Genomic DNA, 18,808 nt, shown 5'->3' with positions numbered 1-18,808 from the left:
GGCCCTGGCGAAAACCGCCAGGGCCATAAGAATTCCCGATCACCGGACCCACTGAGGAGGGCTGGGTACAGTGGAAACAGGCTAATGCCAGGGCAATTAAAGGCTTGTTAAATCCATGCAAACAAATTGGCAGCCCGGCCTCAGCGCTTGAGTTGAGTCACGTATTCGATCATCTGCCCGGCCACGTCCCCTCCTGAGACGCCCTCGATGCCCTCCAGCCCCGGGGTTGAATTGACCTCCAGTACCAACGGGCCACGCCGGGAGCGGATCAGGTCCACACCTGCGATCCCCAGGCCCAGCGCCCGTGCCGAACGCACTGCCACTTGCTGCTCGGCCTTGCTGCAGACCACCGCATCGGCCGTGCCGCCGGCATGCAGGTTGGAGCGGAAATCTCCCTCCTGGGCCTGCCGGCGCATGGTTGCCACCACCCGGTCTCCCACCACCAGACAGCGCAGGTCGGCGCCCTGCGCCTCGGCAATGAATTCCTGCACCAGGAAATTGGCATACAGCCCGCGCAGGGCCTCAACCGTTCCCTTGGATGCACTCAACTTCTCGGTGAGGATCACCCCCCTGCCCTGGGTGCCCTCGCTGAGCTTCACCACGTGCGGCGGTGGCCCGAGCATGGACAGCAGGTCGTCGGTGTCGTCCGGGTTGTCACCGAATACGGTCACCGGCATGGCAATGCCCTTGGCCGCAAGTATCTGGTGTGCCCGCAGTTTGTCGCGTGCGCGCAGGATCGCATCGGAAGGATTGGGCGTGCGCGCGCCCATCATTTCAAACTGACGCAGCACCGCCGTGCCGTACCGGGTCACCGAGGCGCCAATGCGTGGAATGACCGCATCGAAGCCCGCCAGCGGCTTGCCCTTGTAATGCATGCTGAAGCCACTGGCGGTGATCCGCATGTAGCAGCGCAGCGGGTCGAGGATCCGCACCGTGTGTCCGCGGGCTCTACCGGCTTCAACCAGGCGCCGGGTGGAATAAAGTTTGCTGTTGCGGGAAAGAATGGCGAGTTTCATCGCGGCGGTGCCGGGCGGGAGGCGCGCAGCATAACGTGCCGCAGGCAGGCCCGGACGAAGATCCCGGGCATGACCATGACACCGCCGGAGCGGAGGGTTCAGCGTCACCACGGGAAGGGATTACGGCCGGAGAACGCGGGCCAATGGCGCCGAGCGCAGGGGATCGATTGCAGCGTTGGAGCGGGTGAAGGGAATCGAACCCTCGTCGTAAGCTTGGGAAGCTTCTGCTCTACCATTGAGCTACACCCGCACAGCGTGGCAAGTCTATGCGGCGCAGGCCATTGCGGGCAAGCGTTACTGCGTCTGAATCATCCGCAGGGGCAAACTGGAAAAGGCAGCGATCGCCGCTGCCTTTCCCCGGGGCCTGCTACCTGTGGCCCTGCACCGCTGCCGCTCAGAAACCGCCGCTGAAGCTGGCAAACAGCGTGGCGTCCCGTGCGGACTTCTGCATCGTGGTGGTGCTCACACCGATGTTGCTGTTCAAGCCCCACAGGTTCAAACGGGCTCCCACAACAGCCGTGGCGTAGTCGCGGTCGAACTTCAGGCCCGGCACCTTGTAGCTGCCCACGTCGGCCACGGTCTGCAACCACGCGCTGGCCTGCTTGCCGTCCTCGAACTCGTGGTCGTAGGTCACCTGTACATACGGCTGCACGGTGCCGCCGTCGAAGCGGGCCTGCCAGCCAACGCGGCCAACAGTGGAATCCACATCCTGGTCGCCATAACCCAGCGCGGTGGCGCTGCGGTTGCTCTCGGTATAGCCATCGAGCTTGACCTTCTGCCAGATGACCGCAGCCACCGGGCCATGACGGAAGCCGCCCTGCTGGCCGAATTCGTAGCCGGCGTTGATTGCAGCGGTCAAATTGCTGCCGTCCGGCGAGCCAGTGTGCTCGCGGGTGGCCGGGCCGAGCTGGACCTTGCGGGTCACGTCATAGCTCAACCAGCTGTAGCTGAGCTGGCCATTGACCCACGCCCGGTCGCCATACCAGCCGGCGAACAGGCCCAGGGTGGTGTCGTCCTGGGTGAAGTCGCCCTTGCTGTTGCCGAAATCGGCATCCATGCGGCCGTAACCGGCGAAGCCGCCCAACACCAGGCCATCACGCGTCCAATCCACACCGAACAGGCCTGCCGGAGCCATGCCGTCGTACAGGTCGGCGTGGGCGTAACGCTGTATGTCGCCGCGCAGGCTGCCCCACCAGGCCAAGCCGTCGTCCGGGCGGCCGGCCACATGCATGCCCACCTGGTCGGCACGGGCGCGGCCGGTGGTCTGTGCCGAGTGGCTCAATATCTGCTGGAAGCGCGGAGCCTCCAGCACCGAAATGGCGTACTCCCCCAGAATCTGGTGGGCGGCGGTGGTTGGGTGCACGCCGTCGGCGAACACATGGGTATTGCCCGCGTTGGGCGCGGTGAAGTCCCGCTGGGTGCAGGTCAGCGAAGAAACCGAGCTGCAGGCCTTGTCACTGACATTGGTAAAGCCATAGGCAGCCGGGGCGGCCACGATTTCCTGCAGGATGGTGAAGGTATCCAGCGGAATGAAGTCGATGCCTGCCTGCTTCAACCCGCCGTACAGTGCATCGTTGTAGAGCTTGGCCACGGCCGTGCCCTGGGCCATGCCCGCTGCACCGCCGGCACGCGCGTCCGGGGTCAGGCCGATATCCGGCAAGTTGGGCACCAGAATGTACTGGGCACCGGCTGCTTTCAGAGTGCCCACCAGGGTGACCTGGTCCATCACCGCCGCACCAATGATGGCTGGCGCCTGTGCCGCAGGCACCTTCTGCGCAGCGAACAGATCGTTCGGCCCGCCCCATACGGTGTACAGCACACTGGCGTCGGCCTTGCCGCCATTGGCGGCCAGATAGCCTGCTGCCTGGGTCTTCAGCGACGGCGTCGGCCCGAGCGGCCCCATCTCATCCACGCCCACGCGGGCGCCGCCGACGGCGTAGTTGTCCCCGCCCTGGCCGTTGCCATTGGGCAGCGCATTGGTGCCGTAGTGCTTGGCCAGATAATCCGACCACACCCAGCCAGGATTGGTGGTGAAACGGCCCACCATCGCCGCATTCGGGTCGAGCTTCTGCAGCACCGGGCGGAAGTGCCCGGTATCGGTCAGGCTGTCGCCGAAGAACACGGTCTTGGAAAACGGCGACTGCGCCATGGCCGGCACAGCAGCCAAGGAGAGCGCAACGGCCAACGCCGAACACAATGGACGGGAAACAAGGGACATGGGGAACTCCTGACGTGGGAAAACGGCGGCGCATACGCCCCCGAACGGTGTTAGTTTTTCATTCCGCCGTAAGAGGCACACGCTGCGCCGCCGCATCGCGGCTGGGCTTTTCCTGCCGCGCTGGCCAAAATGGCCCAATGAACATCCAGCTCAACGGCGAAACCCGCCCCCTTCCCGCCCCCATGACCGTGATCGAACTGCTGGCTGCCGAAGGCCTTGCCGAGCGCCGCGTGGCAGTGGAGGTCAACAACGAGATCGTGCCGCGCAGCCGCCACGGCCAGTACCAGTTGAACGATGGCGATACCGTGGAGATCGTCCACGCGCTGGGCGGCGGCTGAGCCTCATCACGGTGCCGGCGGCGACGCAAACCACAGCACCGGCAATGCAAGGAAATCCCCGGGCCCTGCCTGCCGCGCGCCGTTGCTCCTTGCCCTTCAGCGCACACAACGAGCAACCGCACCGCACTGATGACCAGGCCCATCAAGCCAGCCGCGTGGCATCCAGACACTGCCCGGCAAGCCTTTGCCGAACATGGCCCGGCACTACAGGCCGCCGTGATGGGTGATAATTCGCGGCATGAACGCAACTGCTCCCACCGATTCGCTGGTCATTGCCGGCAAAACCTATTCCTCCCGACTGCTGACCGGCACCGGCAAGTTCAAGGATCTGGAAGAAACCCGCCTGGCCACCGAGGCCGCTGGCGCCCAGATCGTCACCGTGGCGATCCGCCGCACCAACATTGGCCAGAACCCGGGCGAACCCAATCTGCTGGACGTGTTGCCGCCGGACCGCTACGCCATCCTGCCCAACACCGCCGGCTGCTACACCGCCGAAGATGCCGTGCGCACCTGCCGCCTGGCCCGTGAGCTGCTGGACGGCCACAACCTGACCAAACTCGAAGTGCTGGGCGACCAGAAAACCCTGTACCCGGACGTGATGGCCACGCTCAAAGCCGCCGAACAGCTGGTCAAGGACGGCTTCGACGTGATGGTCTACACCTCCGATGACCCGATCCTGGCCAAGCGCCTGGAAGAGATCGGTTGCGCTGCGGTGATGCCGCTGGCCGCGCCGATCGGTTCGGGCCTGGGCATCCAGAACAAGTACAACCTGATCGAGATCATCGAAAACGCCAAGGTGCCGATCATCGTCGATGCCGGCGTCGGCACCGCTTCCGATGCTGCCATTGCCATGGAGCTGGGCTGCGACGGCGTACTGATGAACACCGCCATCGCCGGCGCCCGCAACCCGGTGCTGATGGCCAGCGCCATGCGCAAGGCCGTGGAAGCCGGCCGCGAGGCCTTCCTGGCCGGGCGCATTCCGCGCAAGCGTTACGCCAGCGCATCCTCGCCGGTGGATGGGTTGATCGGCTGATGACCAATCCTTTCGACAGCGCCGGTTCCAAGGCCCCGCCCAAGCCCTTCACCGTGACCGAAGGCCGCCGCGAAGTGCGCAGCTTCGTGCTGCGCCAGGGCCGCTTTACTCCCGCCCAGCAGCGCGCGTTCGACGAACGCTGGCCGCGCTTCGGCATCGACTACAACGGCCAGCCGCGTGACCTGGACGCCACCTTCGGCCGCAGCGCACCCAAGGTGCTGGAAATCGGCTTCGGCAACGGCGCCGCGCTGCGTTATGCCGCGCAGTTCGACACCTCCAAGGATTACATCGGCATCGAAGTGCATGCCCCCGGCGTGGGCCGCCTGCTCAATGCACTGGCCGATGACGGTGCCGACAACGTCAAGCTCTACCACCACGACGCGGTGGAAGTGCTGGAGAAGGAAATCGCCGACGGCGCACTGGACGAAGTGCGCATCTACTTCCCCGATCCTTGGCACAAGAAGCGCCACAACAAGCGCCGCCTGGTGCAGCCGGCGTTTGCCGACCTGCTGGTACGCAAACTGCGCATTGGCGGGCGCCTGCACTGCGCCACCGACTGGGAAGACTATGCCGAGCAGATGTGGGAAGTGCTCGATGCCACGGCCGGCCTGGTCAACCGCGCCGGCCCGCGCGGCAGCGTGCCCCGCCCGGACTGGCGCCCACAGACCCACTTCGAGACCCGCGGCCAGAAACTGGGGCATGGCGTCTGGGATCTGGTGTATGACAGGGGCTAGGGATTCGGGATTCGGGATTCGGGATTCGTAAAAGCGTAAGGTGCAATGGCTACTTCACTTTCCAGCAGAAACGAATCATCAAACGCGCTCATCGGCGTGCAAGCTGAGTTTGGCCTCGCGCGTCCTTCTGCCACCGCTCGCCAGCGAACCCTGCCGTCCAGGCTGACCGGCTTCAACGAATCCCCAATCCCCACTGCCGAATCCCCGCTCTGATGGATACCGCGCTGACGCTGACAACCGACATGAAGCTCGTTCTCGGGCTGGTCGGTTTCACGATGGCGATGTTCCTGTTCGAGCGCATCCGTGCCGACGTAGTTGCGTTGGTGGTGATGGTGGTGCTGGGCGTCACCGGCTTGATCGCGCCGGAGGAAATTTTCGGCGGCTTCTCCGGCAACGCGGTGATGAGCATCATCGCCACCACCATCCTCGGTGCCGGGCTGGACCGCACCGGCGCGCTGAACCGTCTTGCCGGCTGGTTGCTGCGGCGTTCGCACGGCCTTGAGCAGCGGCTGCTGCTGTTGACCACCGCCACTGCCGGCTTGAACTCCTCGTTCATGCAGAACCCGTCGGTGATGGCCTTGTACCTGCCGGTCGCCTCGCGTCTGGCCTCGCGCACCGCACTCACGCTCAAACGCCTGCTGCTGCCGATTTCCGCGGCCATTGTGATGGGCGGTGCGTTGACCATGGTCGGCAACTCACCGCTGATCCTGCTCAACGACTTGCTGGTATCGGCCAACAACAACCTGCCCTCCGGCACTGCGACCATCGAGCCATTGCGCATGTTCGCGCCGCTGCCGATCGGCGTGGCGCTGCTGGTCGCGTCGCTGCTCTACTTCCGCTTCTACGGCAGCCGCAAGCTGCAGGAAGAGGAAGGCGCGAGCGAGGACGGCCAGGCACCGGCGCGCACGGAAAGCTACTTCGCCAAGGCCTATGGCATTGAAGGCGACGTGTTCGAGCTGCTGGTCACCGCTGAAAGCCCGCTGGTCGGCATGACCGTCGGCGAGGCCGAAAACCTGTTTGATGCGCCGCTGTTCCTTGCGCTGAAAACCGGCGATGACACACGCCTGTCGCCCCCGGCGGACATGCGCATCTGGGTGGGCAGTGCGCTGGGGGTGATGGGCCCGCGCCAACAGGTTTCCGACTTCGCACAGAACCAGTTCCTGCGCATGTCCTCGCGCCTGAAGCAGCTGGGCGACCTGTTCAATCCGGCCCGTGCCGGTATTTCCGAAGCCGTCATTCCCCCCACCTCGAAGATCATCGGCAAGACCGCCGGTGAACTGCGCCTGCGCAAGGAGCGCGGCATCAGCCTGCTGGCCATCAACCGCGACAAGCAGGTCATCCGCGAGGACGTGCGCAATACGCCGCTGCGTGCCGGCGACATGCTGGTGTTCCACAGCATCTGGCAGGACCTGGCCGCCGCGGCGGGAAGCCGTGATTTCGTGGTGGTCACCGATTACCCGAAGGGCGAGCAACGCCCACACAAGTTCAAGATCGCCATGGCGATCTTCGCCATCACCATCATCATCGCGCTGACCTCGCACCTGCCGGTCGCGCTGACCCTGCTCACCGGCGTGGCCGGCATGTTGCTGACGGGCGTGCTGCGCATGGATGAGGCCTATGCGGCGATCAACTGGAAAACCATCTTCATGATGGCCGGCCTGATTCCGCTGGGCTGGGCAATGGACAGCAGCGGCGCGGCCGCATGGATCGCCGGCCACACCATCGACAAGCTGCCGGCCGGCATCCCGGTCTGGGTATTGGAAATCGCCCTGGCCCTGCTGACCACCGCCTTCTCGCTGGTGATCAGCCACGTGGGCGCGACCATCGTGATGGTGCCCATCGCGGTCAACCTGGCATTGGCCGCCGGCGGCAACCCCACCGCATTTGCGTTGATCGTGGCGCTGTCGGCCTCCAACAACCTGATGACCGCGTCCAACCCGGTCATCTCGATGGCGATGGGCCCGGCCAAGTACACCCCGCGCGAGATGTGGCGCGTCGCCGGGCCGTTGTCGCTGCTCTACACGCTCGTCGTCGTGGTGATGATCAACCTCATGTTCTGAGCCCGGTCGGCCTACACTGGCCGATATCGCCACAGCGCAGGATGCAGGGTGAACCACATGAAGTGCCTGTTGTCGGCCATTGCCATTTGCGCTGCCGCTTTGACGGCCCACGCCGCAGAACCTCCTTCACCGCATTGCATGGCTGCCCATCTGGTCACCGATGCCCATGCGATTGATCCACGTACTGTCGCGATGCGCCTGAGCAATGGGCAGCGTTTCCAGCTCACCTTGGCACATGACTGCGCGCCGCCCCGGCAAGGCCTGTCATTGCGCGGTGCAGGTGGCTGGATCTGCGGTGCCGCCGGTGATTCCCTGCGGGTGGGCGAGCAGACCTGCCCGATTGCCGCAGTCATGCCCATGGATGCCGCCGCCTATGCGGACCTGTTGCGGCAACGCGCCACCACAACCCTGCAGGCCCTACAGGTCCAGGGCCAGCAGGCGCGCGGCTTTCGCGGTACGAGCGACTATTGCGTCTCCACCCGGAACGTCCGCAGCTGGAGTGAAGATCCGGAAGGCCTGATTGTCGAAGTCTCCCCCAGACGCTCAGGCGGCAATCGTTACTATCGGCTGGAACTTGGCAGCTCCTGCGGCGACCTGACCAACGCAGAAAGCCTTACGCTGGTCTCGAAACTGGGCATCGGCATGGTCTGTGGTCACCCCGGTGACCATTTGAAGCTGGGACGCTCGCAACCCACCCTGGTCAACGGCGTGATCGATGAACGGATGATCCGCCCACAGATGCAGTCAGCCATCGGCTCGGAGTTCTTTGGCTGCCCGATTACCCGGGTTTATCCGCTGCCAAGCAAGGGCTAAGGCCCACGCCTCAACCCGCGTCGAGCAACACCACGCCATCACGGACGCATACCGGCACCGCACGCAGTGCATCGCCCCGGCAGGGACCGGCCACGCAGATGCCGCCCTGCAGCTCAAAGGCAGCGCCGTGGACGGCACAGACAAGATGGCCTTCGCGGCTCTTGAGGAACTGCCCGGGCGCCCAGTCCAGCGCGCGCCCGGCATGCGGGCAGACGTTCAACCAGGCGCGCACCTGCTCACCGTCGCGGTACAGCACCAGCGTTTCCGCATCGCCATCAACCACGGCAGTCACGGCGTGGAAGCCCTGATCCGGCACCGCATCGAGCCGCGCCAATTCAGTTTCGGGGGTCGGAATCGTGGTCATTGGAACACCGCAGTCATCAGGCCGATGATTGTCGCATGCGTGTGTCAACTACATGGACGAAGCATGACCCAACGGCCGCGCTGACCGCTAAGTGGACAAAATTTAACGACAACTTCACGCATGGGACCGCACCGCCACCGATACTCCTTCGCAGACACACTGTCACCCGATCTTCATGCATATCCACTACGCCCAGTTTTCCAAACTCCGCAACCTGTTCGCGCCGCGCAAGCCGCGCAATCCGCTGGTTCGTATTGCCCTTGGCCTGCTCGGCCTGGCGATCCTGGCGGTACTGATCGTGGCAGGCGTGTTTGTCGGCGCGGCCATGATTCTTGTCGGCCTGGGCTGGAAGCTGCTGGCCTCGCGCAAGGCCCGCGCCGTCCGCAAGGCAGATCCGAACATCGTCGATGCCGAATACCGCGTGGTCCGCAAGGCAGCATTGCCGCAGGCGCAGTAAGCACGGCTGTCGAAGCCTCCATCGCCCTGCAGCAGGTGGGGCAACATCCAGATCCCGCCATGTGCGGGATCTTTCGTTTGGGCGCTGCCGTGGCCGCTCGCGTTTCCGTCCGTGTGTCACGGGGCGGATGCACTGATCCGCTAGACTCTTCCGTCGTTTCACTGCGGACACCAACATGACCGATCTGATCCCAGCGTTGCCCCAGCCCCGCGTCCCGGTGGCCGGCGGCGGCACCTTCCCGGTACACCGCATCTACTGCGTGGGCCGCAATTTTGCCGATCATGCCCGCGAGATGGGCGCCTCCGCACCGGCGTCCGCTGCCGAGCGCGGCCAGCCAATGTTCTTCTTGAAGCCCGCCGATGCCGTGGTCATTGGTGATGCAGCCGTACCGTATCCATCCGGGACAGCCGATCTGCACCACGAAGTCGAACTGGTGGTCGCGCTGGGCAAGGATGCACCGGCTGGCGTGCTCGCCACTGAAGATGCGATGGCGCTGGTGCTGGCCTATGGCGTCGGCCTGGACCTGACCCGCCGCGACCTGCAGGCCGCAGCCAAGGCCAAGGGCGGCCCGTGGGATATCGCCAAGGGCTTTGACCACTCTGCCCCGCTCAGCACACTGGTGCCGGCAGACCAGGTGGGCGAGCTGTCGCCGCTGCTGCTGTCGCTGGAGGTCAACGGCCAGCTGCGGCAGCGTGCCACGCTGGACCAGATGATCTGGAACGTGGCCGACATCCTGCACGAGCTGTCCAAGCTGTACACACTGCGCGCCGGCGACCTTGTGTTCATGGGCACGCCGGCAGGCGTGGCCGCGCTGCAACCGGGGGATCGTTTCGATGCACGCCTGGGCGAGCTCGCCCGCTGCACCGGCGTGATCGCCTGATGACACCCACTGGAGTACGCTGCGGCGGCTCACCCACATGCAGACTCAGGAGTAACACATGGGAATGATCAGCGAATTCAAGGAATTCGCCATGCGCGGCAACGTCATCGACCTGGCGGTCGGTGTCGTGATCGGCGGCGCGTTCGGCAAGATTGTCACCTCGCTGGTGGACAAGGTGATCATGCCGCCGATTGGCCTGCTGATCGGCAATGTCGATTTCTCCAGCCTGGCCTGGGAACTCGCACCTGCCCGGCTCGGTGCCGACGGCAAGGAGATCCCGGCGGTAGTGCTGGGTTACGGCGATTTCATCAACACGCTCATCCAGTTCATCATCGTCGCCTTCGCGATCTTCATGCTGATCAAGGTGCTCAACAAGCTCTCGCGCAAGAAGGCCGAGGAGCCGGCAGCACCGGCCGAGCCGAGCGAAGAAGTGCTGTTGCTGCGCGAAATCCGCGACGGCCTCAACAAGCGCTGAGCCACCGGCGCCAACGCAACGGCCAGACGTGCAACGCCTGGCCGTTCTGTTTTCCCGCGCAGACGGTTAAAACAACACCGCCATCGACACCATCGGGCTGACACGGGCGGCACTGTTGCGGCCACCCGGCAGCGATGCCTGCACCCCTGCCAGCACGCCGGCGTTGTCACTGATGATGTACTCCACCGCCGGAGCAATGCTGTAGCTGCGACTGCTCGCCCCCACCTGTTTCAACGTGACCCGCTCCCCATCGGCATCCAGCCCGGTGCCATGGAGCGCAGTGCGGCCGGTGCGGCTGGCGGTCAGGTCAACCGCTGATGCCCACTTGCGATTGATGCTGTACTCCAGCGCCAACTGCGCGCCGTAGCCATCACCCAGCCGCGCCCGGCCCCTGAAGCCGGCGTCGGTGCCGTACACACTGCTGTCGCGGATCGCTACATTGCCGGGCGCTGGCGCCCACCGGGTCTGCCAGCGCCAACGCAGCGGACGACCATTGGGCAGCCACAGCACCTGTTGGCCCAGCAGTGAAATCCCCTGACCATGACTGCCACTGCCACGCCCATTGAGGACATTGTCACCCAGTTGATCATGGCGCCCGGTGGGCAACGACTGGCTCAACATCGTGCTGATCGTCATCTTGCTGCTGAGCGCATCACCGGGCCGCAGTACATATTTCAGCCGCAGCGCGCCATCACCCAGACGCACACCATCGCTATGCGCCCGCCCCACCGATGCATGGCCACCATTGACCGAGAGCTCACCACTCAGGCGCTCACTGATGCCATATCCCAGGATTACGCTCAGCGCTGAATCGCGGCTGCGCACCGCATTGGTGTGCCGATCCCCGCGGTTGTCGTAACTCCCCGAAGTGCGGGTGTGGACCAGATAGGGCTGAATGAACAGCGTCCCTGGTGGCTGCGCGCTGGCGCTGGCGGTAAGCAGCGGCCCGGTAAAACGCAGATCTTCAAGCGACTGTGCCTGCGCCGATACGCCAGCCGACACGGCTGCCATTGCCAACATCGCCCTTGCTGTACGGAACGTCCTTCTCATCATCGAATCCTTCCTTTGCTTGCCACCGGATTGGCAACAACGTCCAGCTACGTGTACCCAAGCGATATCACGCGGCGGAAAGCGCGAAAAATCATGTCCTGATACCGAATTCCGCCGGGTTTCGGGCCGTTTTTCGCACTTGCCGCGCGGTAGCTGCATCCGCCTTCGCGAGCACTGGCCATGTGCCATTTCCATGCAACTTTTCGTTGGCCCATACCAACTGGCACATGGCCAACCCAACAGCCGCTGATAAAGTCGCCTGACCACCACCGGAGTCGATCAGATGCGCCGCACTGCCCTCGCCCTTGCCACCTTGTTGCTCTGCGCTTCGGCCGGTGCAGCCGACACGCGTATCCCCGATACCGCCATGAACACCGCCGCTCAGCTGCGCGAACAGGCGCTGGCCGACAACACCGGCTGGCAGGTGGTGGAATCGTTGACCACCGAAATCGGGCCGCGCATGGCCGGCAGCGAAGCCGACGCACGCGCGGTGGAGTGGGCCAAGGCCAAGTTCAAGGCACTGGGCTTTGACAAGGTATGGACCGAGCCGGTCACCTTTCCGAAGTGGGAGCGCCGCAGCGAGTACGCCGCCGTGCTTGGCGCGCACCCGCAGCCACTGACCATCACCGCGCTGGGCGGCAGCCCCGCAGGCACGGTGGAAGCCGAAGTGGTGCGTTTTGAAGGCCTGGACGCACTGAAGGCGGCGCCGGAAGGCTCGCTGACCGGAAAGATTGCCTACGTCGACTTCACCATGACCCGCAGCCGCAGCGGCGAGGACTACGGCATCGGCGGCACCGTGCGCAGCCGCGGCCCATCCGAAGCGATCCGCAAAGGCGCCATCGGCTACATCATGCGTTCGGCCGGCACCGACTCACACCGCATGCCGCACACCGGCATCACCCGCTTTGATGAAGGCCTGACGCCGGTACCCGCTGCGGCCTTGTCCGGCCCGGATGCCGACCAGCTCAACCGCCTGATCGCACGCGGCAGCACCCGCATCCGCATCGCACTGGACTGCGGCTGGGATGGCAGCTACACCTCGCAGAACGTGATCGGTGAAATCACCGGCCGCAGCCTGCCCCAGGAAGTTGTCGTCATCGGCGGGCATCTGGATTCGTGGGACCTGGGCACTGGCGCCATTGATGACGGTGCAGGTATCGGCATCACCATGGCCGCCGGCCACCTGATCGGCCAGCTCAAGCAGGCCCCCAAGCGCACCATCCGCGTGATCGCCTTCGCCAACGAGGAACAAGGCCTGCACGGCGGCAAGGCCTATGCCGCTGCCCGCGCACAGGCTGGCGAGATCGTGCAGCAGCACATCGCCGCAGAAAGCGACTTCGGTGCCGGGCGCATCTATGCGTTCAACACCGGCTCGGGCAACCCGGATGCATCGCGCCAGGCGACCCGCCAGATCGGCGAAGCGCTGGCGCCGCTGGGCATCGAATACCGTGCCAACGAAGGCGGCCCCGGCCCCGACGTCAGCCCGCTGGCCGCCAAGGGCGGTGCCTGGGCATGGCTGGCACAGGACGGCACCGACTACTTCGACCTGCACCACACCCCGGACGACACCCTGGACAAGATCGACCCCAAGGCGCTGGCGCAGAACGTGGCCGCATACACGGTGTTCGCCTACCTGGCGGCGGAGTCGGAAGGCAGCTTCGGCAGTGAAGCCAAGGATGTGGTGCCGCCGAAGGAGTGATGGCTGCGCGCTGTTCTGCGTGTAACCCGTCCTGCAATAGATTGACACCTGCAGCAGACAACCGGCCGCCCTCAGGCGGCCATGGACGCCCGGTGCACTGCATCGGGCGTTTTCATTTCCAGAAGCAGATGCGGGCGCTCGACGTTATGGGATGCCGCGATCAGGCTGATGGATCAGCTGATGTCGCCCTTTGCAGCCTTTCAGTGCCATCTGCAAGGCCTACGCAACCTGCCTTGTCTACAGCGTTTCATCAACGCTCCAACCCACGATCTTGCGCGACCACGTATCCATGATCAGGCTCGGATGCACAAGCTCCCCCTGGTGCAGCCGTGTTGTCGTTGTCGCAGCCTCGCCCCCCATGTATGATGACTATGAGTTCCATTTTCGAGACTCCCAGAATGACAGTGGGACCATTTCAACTTAACAAAGCTCACATGGGCGATTGCCTTGAGCTGATTCCCCAGCTTCCTGACAATTCAATCGACATCGTGGTAACCAGCCCTCCTTATTGGGGGCAACGGCATTCGCAAGGCACAGGAGTTGAAGAGGACCCACGCGATTACATCCGATTCTTGACTGATGTCTTCATGAGTCTCCTATCGAAACTCAAGCCGGGGGGAATCGTCTGGATCAACATCGGCGACGCCTACAACACGCCCGTGAATTGGCGGGAGGATGACCGGCAGTTCAGCACCCTGGGGCACGAAAAGAACGGATTGGCCGCGCACAACTCCGCGTACACAAAACCTCGTATGAAACGCAAAGCGTTCATCAAGAAGGACACCGCTTGGCTGCAGTACGGCAACTTGCTTGCCCTCCCATATCGACTTCTTTTGGGCCTTTGTGATGGCGGCTATCTATTCCGCGGGGAAGTAGTCTGGCGCAAGAAGAATCCTATGCCTGAGGGAAGGTGCCGCCGCCCTCATCGGTACCACGAGCCGATTTACCTGCTGACCAAGGATGAGAGACACAACTTTCGGGTAACGCCGCCAGTCAAGAGCGTGTGGGAGTTCGCCAACGAAAGGATTGACGGACTCAAGCACTTCTCCCGGTTTCCAGAAGAGTTGCCTTACCGTTGCATTGATGCCTACGGCCTTGCGGGTGAGGACGTGGTTGTCCTGGACCCATTCTCGGGCTCAGGCACTACCGGAATTGCAGCTCTCCGGCTGGGCTGTTCCTACATCGGCTTTGAAATAGACCCTGAACAAGTCCAGGCATCCAACGGGCGTCTCGAAGAAGCCGAAAAGATCAAATCCCTAGCGCTGCCCTGACCCTCTGTCGTTCGGTGACGATGAAGGCCGTAAAGGCATCGTTGGGGTCCTTGAAATTACAAACATGCACACGCGCGCGCGCTTGATAACCAGCAGGCGTGGGCAGCGTGTTCTTGTTGTAAGAAAAGCAGGCAGAAAAGAAGCCGTCATCTTCGATGTCCTTGCGCTTCGCGCTGCGCCGATCGGGAGCCTGGCCGTCGAATGTTGCACCCAGCTCCCCTCGATTGGTGGGGCGGGATGATGGGGCGCTTTTACAGTCCATTGTCCAGAGCGGTGAGATGTAGCCCGCTTTAACAAGAGCTTGGCTCATTGGCACATCATCAGTTCGCCGCTCTGCGAAGCTCGCTTTGACGTGCACAACCCCAATCAATTTCTCGCCTGCGTCAGTGCCGACGGTAAGCAGCACATCCATCTTGTCTGCTTCCAGGCGGTGGCCAACATTCACGCTCTGGAGCAACCGCACCTTTCGTTCACCATCAGCGATTACCAGGTTGATGCCGTGCGCTGCCAGCGCCGGACCGTAGTGCCGCTCAAGGATTCGCTCCAGTGCCCAGCCCCCCGTTCGCTTCCAACTCTGAGTGAAGTCGAGGCGCGAATGCTCAGAGGGATGGTTGTACTGATCGCAATAAGCCCGATAAACGACGAACCACCAGAGGTCCGAAGGATTGGCATCAGGCCATAGCTCGACGGCCTTCAGAAATGCGCTGGCAACGCTTTCTGTCTTGATCGCCTTCTCTTGCTCCTCGCTGACGCTTTGCCTGCTGAGCTGGGCCAAGCCATTCCTCAGCGCCAAGACTACTTCCGTGAATCGATCAGGCGTCGCCTGCGGAAGCCGATACACCGCGTCATGGGCGGCATATGCGAAGTGAATGTCCAAGTCGTCTCCGGCAGCGTGCGCCGAGATTGACCGATTGATGTGAGGCACGCTTCCCGTTGCGCCTTCGGCAAGATCGCTCAGACTCCTGCCGTACACCGACAGCATCGATGCAATCACGTCCAAGCTAGGATGGATGGTCCCGGCTTCGATTGCCGAAATCCAGCCAGGCCCAAGGATCAGGCGCTGCTCTACCTGTGCCGGGGTGAGGTTTGCCTCATCTCGAAAGGCGCTTAGCCGCTGAAGCAGCCGGGTCAGATATTCAGAATTGGAAGTCATCGTCAAAGAGGTCCTTTGCATCGACGCCCAGCGCATCGGCAAGCCTCTTGACGTTCAGAAGGCTCAGATTCCGCTCACCCCGCTCAACTCCACCTATGTAGGTGCGGTCAATGCCGGCGAGCTGGGCGAGTTCTTCTTGCGACAAATCCTTCTGCTGCCGTAGTCCTCGGACTCGGGCACCGAACCATTGCAGGAAGTCATCGTGATGCTTGGGCATGGCCGGCATTGGAGCAGTATGATGACGATAGTTCCACGGACTATAAGTATCACTCCAGGTCGACTGTGAAACAGTGGATCAAGGAAGGGCGCGGCAAGAGACTTTTCCTTTGTGTCTTCCGCCCCCTCTTGGCGAGGTTCGAAAATGGGCATCGAAGCCAGATCAAACCAATAAGCCGCAGGAAGCCCGACGGGCGCGCCGACACCATCCCAAACAAAGTCAGCGCGCCCTCATTCGCCCTTTCGGGGCACCTCGCTTCGCGCGCCACGCATTGCGTACGGGAGGTTCGATCATGCACGCGCCGATGGTGCGTAAGCCGCATGCCTTCATCGCACAAAAGGGAGAAGGCATGGAATCAAGCAGCTCTACCTAGTTGACGGCATCGCAATGCGTCACAGCTGGGGCCGCTCCTATGATGGAAACAACAAAGGCGCCCAAGGCGCCTTTGTTGTTTGATGCATTCGGATCACTCAACGCTTGGCTTGGCGGCTGCACCAACTCGACAGCAACACCGCCGTGGCCGAGGCCACGTTCAAGCTCTCCACAGCGCCGGTGCCGGGAATGGACAGGCGCAGGTCGCAGCTCTGCGCAAACCCGCGGTCCATGCCTTCGCCTTCGGCGCCCATCACGTAGACCATGCGTTCGGGCAAGGCCGTGGTGAACAGGTTGTCGCCCTCTTCCACCAGCGTTGCCGCCAGGCCGAAGCCGGCATCACGCAGTTGCGCGACCGCCTGCGGCAGTGCCGGCAGGCGCACCAGCGGCACCGACTCGGCACCGCCCTCTGCCACACGCGCCGCAGCACCTGACAGCGCCAGTGTCGATTCGGCCGGGAGCAGAATCGCCGAAACACCGAAGTGCGCGGCCGAACGCAGGATTGCACCGAAGTTGTGCGGATTGCCCACGCCATCCAGCCACAGCGCAAGCGCCGGGCCGTCACCGATGCTGGCCAACCACGCCGCCAGGGCCAGCGGCTCCTGCCGCACGACATCGGCCACTACACCTTCGTGGTGCGTGGTGGCGGCGAGCTTATTGAGATCGCCGTCGGCGACCACGCGGTAACCCACCCGGTTGGCCACGCACCATTTCAGCATTGGCTGCAGGCGCGGGATCATGTCCTCGGCCAGGTACAGCTTGCGCAGGGCCTCGGGGCGACGCGCGAACATGGCCTGCACGGCATTGACGCCGTACAGGCGCAGCTCGTCACTGCCACGCACCGGCGGACCACCACCGCTGTCGCGGGGGCTGGCCGGCAGGGGCGTTGCCCGCGGCGGGCGAACGGAGGGACGACGGTTGTTCCAGGGGTTGCTCACTGCTGTTGTGCTCGCTTACTTGTTGCCGCGCCAGAAATCGGCGTTCTTGATGCCCAGCGCATCCGGATTGAAGACCGGGTCCAGGCCCTGCTTCTTTTGTTGTTCGTAATCACGCAGGGCCAGCATGGCCGGCTTCTGCAGGATGAAGATGGCAATCACGTTCAACCAGGCCATCAGACCGACGCCGATGTCACCCAGCGCCCACGCCATTTTGGCATTGTGGAACGCGCCAAACACGACCATGCCCATGATGCCCAGGCGCAGCACCAGGGTCGCCGCCGGGTGGGTGCGGTTGCTGCCGGCCAGATAGGTCAGGTTGGTTTCGGCCATGTAGTAGTAGGCCATGATGGTGGTGAAGGCGAAGAAGAACAGGGCCAGCGCGACAAAGCCCGCGCCCCAGCCCGGCAGCACCGACTCCACCGCCGCCTGGGTGAACAGTGCGCCCTCCGACGGCGCCACGCCCGGCACGCCGGTGACAATGGCTTCCAGCTTCTGCGCGCCATCCACGGTGACCTGGCGGAACACGTTGTACATGCCGGTGGACAGCAGCAGGAACGCGGTGGAGGTGCACACCAGCATGGTGTCGAAATAGATGGCGAACGCCTGCACATAGCCCTGCTTGGCCGGGTGCGAGACCTCGGCGGCGGCCGCGGCGTGCGGGCCGGTGCCCTGGCCGGCTTCGTTGGCGTAGATGCCGCGCTTCACGCCCCAGGCGATGGCCTGGCCAATGATGCCGCCGAAGGCCGCATGCGCACCGAAGGCGCTGGAGAAGATGTCGGCGAACATCGTCGGCACCTTGCTGGCATTGAGCATCATCACCACGATGGCCATCAGGATGAAGGCCAGCGCCATGAACGGCACGATCACTTCGGCGAAGCTGGCAATACGCTTGACGCCACCAAAGATGATGATGCCCAGCAGCGCTGCCACCGCCAGGCCAATCCACAGCTTCATGCTGGACACGCCGCCCACCGAGGCGCAGGCATCGGCGCCGGTGCACAGCACGTTGACCGCGCTATCGGCGATGGCATTGGCCTGCACGCCCGGCAGCAGGAAGCCGGCAGCGATGATGGTGGCCAGGGCGAAGGCCGCGGCGTACCACTTCAGGCCCATGGCCTTTTCGATGTAATACGCCGGGCCGCCACGGTAACGGCCTTCGGCGTCCTTGACCTTGTAGATCTGCGCCAGCGTGGATTCCACATACGAGGTGGAGGCGCCGAGGAAGCCCATCACCCACATCCAGAAGATGGCACCCGGCCCGCCATAGGCGATGGCCGTGGCCACGCCGGCGATGTTGCCGATGCCCATGCGCCCGGCCATCGACATGGCCAGCGCCTGGAAGGAGGACACGCCGGCTTCGGACTTCTGCCCACGCACGGTGAGCCGGCACATTTCAGCAAAGCCGCGGATCTGCATGAAGCGGGTGCGCACGGTGAACCACAGGCCCGCGCCCAGACACATGAAGATGAGTGCGTTGCTCCAGATGATGCCGTTGATGTATTCGACGATGGATTCCACGTAGTTCCCCGGAAAGCTGAAAGTGAGCATGCCCCGGGCCCCGGGACCGATCGATTCTTCCACGATTAAGCCGTGATGTGCAGGGCCCTTGCGGCAATTGCAGGAATGACCCAGGACGGGAGCATGCCGTGCATGCCTGTCCTTCCTGAATCCAATTGGCACTCCCTGCCCTTCGCGGCGCATCCTTTCTCAAGTAACACCC

18 protein-coding genes and 1 tRNA gene are annotated in these 18,808 nt (G+C 63.7%); 10 read left to right on the top strand and 9 right to left on the bottom strand.

Annotated features, from left to right (window positions below):
• Positions 1 to 140: 140 nt before the first annotated feature.
• The 3 genes from rimK to ACVOLO_RS02895 all read right to left on the bottom strand — a co-directional run bounded on the left by rimK (position 141) and on the right by ACVOLO_RS02895 (position 3,201).
• The gene (gene rimK / locus ACVOLO_RS02905) at positions 141 to 1,016 is read right to left on the bottom strand and encodes a 30S ribosomal protein S6--L-glutamate ligase (protein ID WP_481568773.1); all 876 of its coding nucleotides are present in this window, start codon (positions 1,014 to 1,016) and stop codon (positions 141 to 143) included.
• Between the two features lie 176 nt (positions 1,017 to 1,192).
• Positions 1,193 to 1,266, bottom strand: a tRNA-Gly gene (locus ACVOLO_RS02900).
• Between the two features lie 144 nt (positions 1,267 to 1,410).
• Positions 1,411 to 3,201 (bottom strand): autotransporter outer membrane beta-barrel domain-containing protein, encoded by a 1,791-nt coding sequence (locus ACVOLO_RS02895; RefSeq protein ID WP_481568844.1) that lies wholly within the window; start codon positions 3,199 to 3,201, stop codon positions 1,411 to 1,413.
• Positions 3,202 to 3,371: 170 nt separating this feature from the next.
• Between ACVOLO_RS02895 and thiS the strand changes: the two genes are divergently transcribed.
• The 5 genes from thiS (at position 3,372) to ACVOLO_RS02870 (ending at position 8,212) form a co-directional block, all read left to right on the top strand.
• Complete coding sequence (gene thiS, locus ACVOLO_RS02890) at positions 3,372 to 3,572, top strand: sulfur carrier protein ThiS (RefSeq protein WP_481568772.1); 201 nt, start codon at positions 3,372 to 3,374, stop codon at positions 3,570 to 3,572.
• A gap of 238 nt (positions 3,573 to 3,810) precedes the next feature.
• The gene (locus tag ACVOLO_RS02885) at positions 3,811 to 4,605 is read left to right on the top strand and encodes a thiazole synthase (RefSeq protein WP_481568771.1); all 795 of its coding nucleotides are present in this window, start codon (positions 3,811 to 3,813) and stop codon (positions 4,603 to 4,605) included.
• A complete protein-coding gene (gene trmB / locus ACVOLO_RS02880; protein ID WP_481568770.1) occupies positions 4,605 to 5,339 on the top strand; it encodes a tRNA (guanosine(46)-N7)-methyltransferase TrmB in 735 nt (244 codons plus the stop codon). Before ACVOLO_RS02885 ends, trmB begins: the two co-directional genes overlap by 1 nt.
• 212 nt (positions 5,340 to 5,551) lie before the next feature.
• Complete coding sequence (locus ACVOLO_RS02875; protein WP_481568769.1) at positions 5,552 to 7,399, top strand: SLC13 family permease; 1,848 nt, start codon at positions 5,552 to 5,554, stop codon at positions 7,397 to 7,399.
• Positions 7,400 to 7,537: 138 nt separating this feature from the next.
• Positions 7,538 to 8,212, top strand: a complete 675-nt coding sequence (locus tag ACVOLO_RS02870) for a hypothetical protein (protein ID WP_481568768.1) — start codon at positions 7,538 to 7,540, stop codon at positions 8,210 to 8,212.
• Between the two features lie 10 nt (positions 8,213 to 8,222).
• Here ACVOLO_RS02870 and ACVOLO_RS02865 read toward each other — a convergent pair whose 3' ends face one another.
• Positions 8,223 to 8,576 carry a Rieske (2Fe-2S) protein gene (locus ACVOLO_RS02865; protein ID WP_481568767.1) on the bottom strand — a complete coding sequence of 118 codons (354 nt, stop codon included), beginning with the start codon at positions 8,574 to 8,576 and terminating at the stop codon, positions 8,223 to 8,225.
• A gap of 175 nt (positions 8,577 to 8,751) precedes the next feature.
• Here ACVOLO_RS02865 and ACVOLO_RS02860 point away from each other — a divergent pair, with 175 nt between their 5' ends.
• The 3 genes from ACVOLO_RS02860 (at position 8,752) to mscL (ending at position 10,388) form a co-directional block, all read left to right on the top strand.
• Positions 8,752 to 9,033 (top strand): hypothetical protein, encoded by a 282-nt coding sequence (locus tag ACVOLO_RS02860; protein ID WP_481568766.1) that lies wholly within the window; start codon positions 8,752 to 8,754, stop codon positions 9,031 to 9,033.
• A 175-nt stretch (positions 9,034 to 9,208) separates the two neighbouring features.
• Positions 9,209 to 9,913 (top strand): fumarylacetoacetate hydrolase family protein, encoded by a 705-nt coding sequence (locus ACVOLO_RS02855; protein ID WP_481568765.1) that lies wholly within the window; start codon positions 9,209 to 9,211, stop codon positions 9,911 to 9,913.
• Between the two features lie 58 nt (positions 9,914 to 9,971).
• A complete protein-coding gene (gene mscL / locus ACVOLO_RS02850; protein ID WP_481568764.1) occupies positions 9,972 to 10,388 on the top strand; it encodes a large-conductance mechanosensitive channel protein MscL in 417 nt (138 codons plus the stop codon).
• Positions 10,389 to 10,454: 66 nt separating this feature from the next.
• Here the strand turns inward: mscL and ACVOLO_RS02845 are convergent, their stop codons facing one another.
• Complete coding sequence (locus ACVOLO_RS02845; protein ID WP_481568763.1) at positions 10,455 to 11,408, bottom strand: hypothetical protein; 954 nt, start codon at positions 11,406 to 11,408, stop codon at positions 10,455 to 10,457.
• 313 nt (positions 11,409 to 11,721) lie between these two features.
• On the opposite strand from ACVOLO_RS02845, the gene ACVOLO_RS02840 reads away from it, so the two are divergent.
• Both ACVOLO_RS02840 and ACVOLO_RS02835 read left to right on the top strand, forming a co-directional pair.
• The gene (locus tag ACVOLO_RS02840; protein WP_481568762.1) at positions 11,722 to 13,137 is read left to right on the top strand and encodes a M28 family peptidase; all 1,416 of its coding nucleotides are present in this window, start codon (positions 11,722 to 11,724) and stop codon (positions 13,135 to 13,137) included.
• Between the two features lie 434 nt (positions 13,138 to 13,571).
• Positions 13,572 to 14,408, top strand: a complete 837-nt coding sequence (locus tag ACVOLO_RS02835) for a DNA-methyltransferase (RefSeq protein ID WP_481568761.1) — start codon at positions 13,572 to 13,574, stop codon at positions 14,406 to 14,408.
• On the opposite strand, the gene ACVOLO_RS02830 is transcribed toward ACVOLO_RS02835, so the two are convergent.
• From ACVOLO_RS02830 to ACVOLO_RS02815, 4 genes are all read right to left on the bottom strand, one after another.
• Positions 14,386 to 15,561 carry a helix-turn-helix domain-containing protein gene (locus ACVOLO_RS02830; protein ID WP_481568760.1) on the bottom strand — a complete coding sequence of 392 codons (1,176 nt, stop codon included), beginning with the start codon at positions 15,559 to 15,561 and terminating at the stop codon, positions 14,386 to 14,388. The two genes, ACVOLO_RS02835 and ACVOLO_RS02830, sit on opposite strands and share 23 nt — an antisense overlap.
• Positions 15,545 to 15,778, bottom strand: a complete 234-nt coding sequence (locus ACVOLO_RS02825) for a helix-turn-helix domain-containing protein (protein WP_481568759.1) — start codon at positions 15,776 to 15,778, stop codon at positions 15,545 to 15,547. The genes ACVOLO_RS02830 and ACVOLO_RS02825 overlap by 17 nt, the downstream gene beginning before the upstream one ends.
• Before the next feature lie 470 nt (positions 15,779 to 16,248).
• The gene (locus ACVOLO_RS02820; protein ID WP_481568758.1) at positions 16,249 to 17,088 is read right to left on the bottom strand and encodes a TrmH family RNA methyltransferase; all 840 of its coding nucleotides are present in this window, start codon (positions 17,086 to 17,088) and stop codon (positions 16,249 to 16,251) included.
• A gap of 15 nt (positions 17,089 to 17,103) precedes the next feature.
• The gene (locus ACVOLO_RS02815) at positions 17,104 to 18,636 is read right to left on the bottom strand and encodes an alanine/glycine:cation symporter family protein (protein ID WP_481568757.1); all 1,533 of its coding nucleotides are present in this window, start codon (positions 18,634 to 18,636) and stop codon (positions 17,104 to 17,106) included.
• Positions 18,637 to 18,808 lie beyond the last annotated feature (172 nt).

The organism is Stenotrophomonas sp. STEN056, assembly GCF_056759635.1.
The sequence above is the reverse complement of the archived record's forward strand: the minus strand, read 5'-3'. Positions and strand labels throughout refer to the sequence as shown.